Source organism: Rhodoferax sp. UBA5149 (genome assembly GCF_002413825.1).
GTDB lineage: Bacteria > Pseudomonadota > Gammaproteobacteria > Burkholderiales > Burkholderiaceae_C > Rhodoferax.
In genome coordinates, this window is sequence record NZ_DHXT01000016.1 from 1 (window position 1) to 3,412 (window position 3,412).

At 56.5% G+C, this 3,412-nt stretch carries 5 protein-coding genes; 3 read left to right on the top strand and 2 right to left on the bottom strand.

The window, feature by feature from the left end:
• A partial coding sequence (locus B3V69_RS01140) for a phosphomethylpyrimidine synthase ThiC (protein WP_296443017.1) occupies positions 1-477 on the top strand: 477 nt, incomplete at its 5' end.
• Between the two features lie 71 nt (positions 478-548).
• Here B3V69_RS01140 and B3V69_RS01145 read toward each other — a convergent pair.
• The gene (locus B3V69_RS01145; protein WP_296443019.1) at positions 549-1,094 is read right to left on the bottom strand and encodes a phasin family protein; all 546 of its coding nucleotides are present in this window, start codon (positions 1,092-1,094) and stop codon (positions 549-551) included.
• 248 nt (positions 1,095-1,342) lie between these two features.
• On the opposite strand from B3V69_RS01145, the gene B3V69_RS01150 reads away from it, so the two are divergent.
• Both B3V69_RS01150 and B3V69_RS01155 read left to right on the top strand, forming a co-directional pair.
• Positions 1,343-1,597, top strand: coding sequence for an antitoxin (locus B3V69_RS01150; RefSeq protein WP_296443021.1), 255 nt, complete (start codon positions 1,343-1,345; stop codon positions 1,595-1,597).
• 5 nt (positions 1,598-1,602) lie between these two features.
• Positions 1,603-2,034 carry a type II toxin-antitoxin system VapC family toxin gene (locus B3V69_RS01155; RefSeq protein WP_296443026.1) on the top strand — a complete coding sequence of 144 codons (432 nt, stop codon included), beginning with the start codon at positions 1,603-1,605 and terminating at the stop codon, positions 2,032-2,034.
• A 150-nt stretch (positions 2,035-2,184) separates the two neighbouring features.
• Here B3V69_RS01155 and B3V69_RS01160 read toward each other — a convergent pair whose 3' ends face one another.
• Positions 2,185-3,273 carry an IS5 family transposase gene (locus B3V69_RS01160; RefSeq protein WP_296443023.1) on the bottom strand — a complete coding sequence of 363 codons (1,089 nt, stop codon included), beginning with the start codon at positions 3,271-3,273 and terminating at the stop codon, positions 2,185-2,187.
• Positions 3,274-3,412: the final 139 nt, after the last annotated feature.

Here is a 3,412-nt window from a genome sequence, read left to right on the forward strand (position 1 = left end):
ATCGGCGCCGCCATGATCGGCTGGTTTGGCACCGCCATGCTGTGCTACGTGACGCCCAAGGAACACCTGGGTTTGCCGGACCGCGATGACGTGAAAGTCGGCATCATCACCTACAAGATTGCCGCCCACGTGGCCGATGTGGCCAAGGGTCACCCAGGGGTGCGGGCGCGTGATGACGCGCTGTCCAAGGCGCGCTTCGAGTTCCGCTGGATGGACCAGTTCAACCTGTCACTCGACCCCGACACGGCGCGCAACTTCCACGACGAAACCTTGCCGAAAGACTCGTCCAAGGTGGCGCATTTCTGCTCGATGTGCGGACCGAAGTTCTGCTCGATGAAGATCTCGCAGGAGGTGCGCGAGTACGCCAAAATCAAGGGCGTGAGCGACGAGCAGGCGTTGGAGTCGGGCATGCAGAGCATGTCGGAGGAGTTCAAAAAGGCCGGCGGGGAAATCTACATCCCGATCAACAAGGCTTGATCACAGCCCTCAAAACGCAAACGGCACCCGCAGGTGCCGTTTGATGCGTACTGCCCGGAGGCAGCTGGCAATTAAGCTACTTTGGTGGCTTTCTTGACGGCATCGACAGTTTGGGTGGCTACTGCCGTGAAGTTCGACTGAGCCGTTTCCACAGCCTTCTTGGCTGAAGTTTGCGCGGACTCAACGGCATTCTGACCAGCGGTCAAAGCACTCTTGAAGGCCGCCAACGCGGTTTCGCTGCCAGCAGGCGCGTTCTTGGCCAGGTTTTCCACCACGCCGCTGAATGCTTTTTGTGCTTCGGCTGTCTTGGCTTCCACGGCTTTTGTAAATTCTGCGCTGCTGCCAGTCACGATGGTCTGAACATGCTGGACGTAGGCCGCGGATTTTTCGGCAAAAGGCTTGAACACGGCGGATTGGAGAGCCAGCAGCTCTTGCGCATCTTTGGCACCCAGAACGGCTTGCGCATGGCTGAAGGAATCACCCAAGGTGGCCCTGGAGGCAGCCAGATTCAGTTCGACCAACTTTTCAATGCCGGCAAAGGCTTGAGTTGTCAGGGCTTGCAGTGCTTGCAGATTGGCTTTGTTCGTGGCGATGAGTTGTTCGGCGGTGTTGTTCATTTCGGGTTCCTTGAATGATGGGGCAAATCGGGCTGCCTGCTCAGTAAAAGCCGCGTCCCGCTATTTATGCTGCAGTGCAACATGGAATGAATTATAGGGAAATTTCGAATAAATGAAAGTTTTTTGCTGCACTGCAGCAATTATTAGAGGTGTTGGCCTAGCGGCACGGGAGAATAGGTGCGCGTGTTGACAAACAAGCTCTCCTATTTAAGAATACACACATCAATGTGTGTACGGGAGTTGTTCTTATGCAAACTGCCATTAGCCGTGTGTTCATGAACGGTAACAGTCAGGCTGTTCGCATTCCGCAGGAGTTCAGGCTGGCGAGCAGCCGGGTTGAAATTTTTCGCAATGCCGACGGTGACCTGGTGCTCCACCCCATGCCCACGGACCGGGGTGCCGCCTTGCTGGACGCACTGAAGGCGTTCGACGATGAGTTCGTGGCCTTGCTGGAGGCCGGGCAAGCTGAACAGCTGCCCATGCAGGATCGGGAGTCGCTGTGAAGTACATGTTGGACACCAACATCCTGATCTACCTGATCAAGAACAAACCCCCCATCGTCGCCGAGCGCATCAATGCGCTGGAAAGCAGCGCGGAGTTGTGCATGTCGTTTTTTACGTTCGCCGAGTTGCTCAAAGGTGCGCAGCGCAGTACCCGCAAGCCTGACGTGCTGCGCCGCCTGGACGAACTGACCCGTGTGGTGCCCGTGCGCTACGGTGTCAGCCGACTCCTCTGCGAACACTATGCCGTGCAGTTCACACGGCTGCGCGCGGCGGGCACGCCCATCGGCGGCAATGACCTCTGGATCGCCTGCCACGCGCTGGCCGATGATTGCACCCTGGTGACCAACAACATGCGTGAATTCGAACGTGTGGAAGCGCTCAAATTGGAAAACTGGGCAGACAGCCCTGTTTCGCTGCCTGCACCCCCTTTCGTTTGATTAGCAGGCTGCTGAAATATTGGTCGCCGAATCAGCCTTCGATACCCTCATGTGCGGGATTTCTCGGGACTGATTTCGCAATTTGGAAACCGGGCTCTTTTGGGGCCGATTTCCGGTTGTTTTAGGTCTCTTTTCATCGTTTTTCTACCACTACGTCGTCTGCAGACGGATTTGTTCCAGGGTACGCATGCGCGTGAGGTTGTAGGCCGCCATCGTCAGTACGAATAACTGGTCCACCTTCTTCAAACCGCGCACCATTACCTGGCGAATCGGACCAATAAACTTGGCCCAACCAAATCCTTGCTCGATGAGCTTGCGCTTTTGCTGCGAGATGACGTAACCATCGCTGGCTGCAATGTGTTCTGGAACCGCTGACTTGCGGTTGCTGGTGTTCTGCGCCACATGGGGCAACACCTTCATTTTCGTCAACGCCTCAATGAACTCTGCTGCGTCATAGCCTTTGTCTGCACCCAACGTGATTTGGGCCTTGCCATCTGCGACTTGTTTGGCATCGGCAATTATCACCTTGGCCGCTTCACGCTCGGCATAGCCGTCTGCCGTGGTGACCACGGCGCTGGCAATCAGGCCGTGGCGGTTGTCGCTCAGGGTGTGACCCATGAAGCGCAACTCACTGGCCGTGTTGCCCTTGCGGTATAGCCGCGCCTCGGCATCGGTAGTTGACTTGTGGGTGTCGTTGCTGCGACTCTTGCCTTTGAAGTTGCCCGTGTCATCGTCGCTGCCGTCTTTGCGCGCAAAGCTCTTGTGCCCGGCCCAGGCTTGAATCAGCGTTCCGTCCACGCTGAAATGCTCGCCCGAGAGCCATTCGTTCTTTTTGGCAATGGCCAGAACTTCATTGAAGAGTTCGATGACAGCGTCATGTTCAATCAGGCGTTCACGGTTCTTGCTAAAGACCGTAGGCACCCAAACTGTGTCGTCCATGGACAGGCCTATGAACCAGCGAAACAACAGGTTGTATTGCGTCTGCTCCGTCCGCAGACGTTCCGAGCGGATGCTGTAAAAGATTTGCAAAAGCATGGCGCGCAGCAACTTCTCTGGCGCAATGCTGGGCCTTCCACCCTTGATGTCGGCGGCGTACATGCCAGAGAGCAGCGGCTCAATATTCTTCAATGCCAGATTGACCATCTTGCGCACCGGGCGAAGGGGATGGTTCTCAGGCACAAAGTCATCCAAGCGACGCATGGTGAACAAGCTCTCGGTGAAGGTATCGGCGCCGCGCATGGTCTGGTATTTGGGGAGGCTTGCAATATTGCTTTGTCTATAACGTTTGAGCAGGCGCAGGGGTCGACCTTGGGGCGAGGTATTTCAGCAGCCTGTTAGGGCGCCGCACAAAGCGCCTGCAGCGCAAGGACGGTGCGCC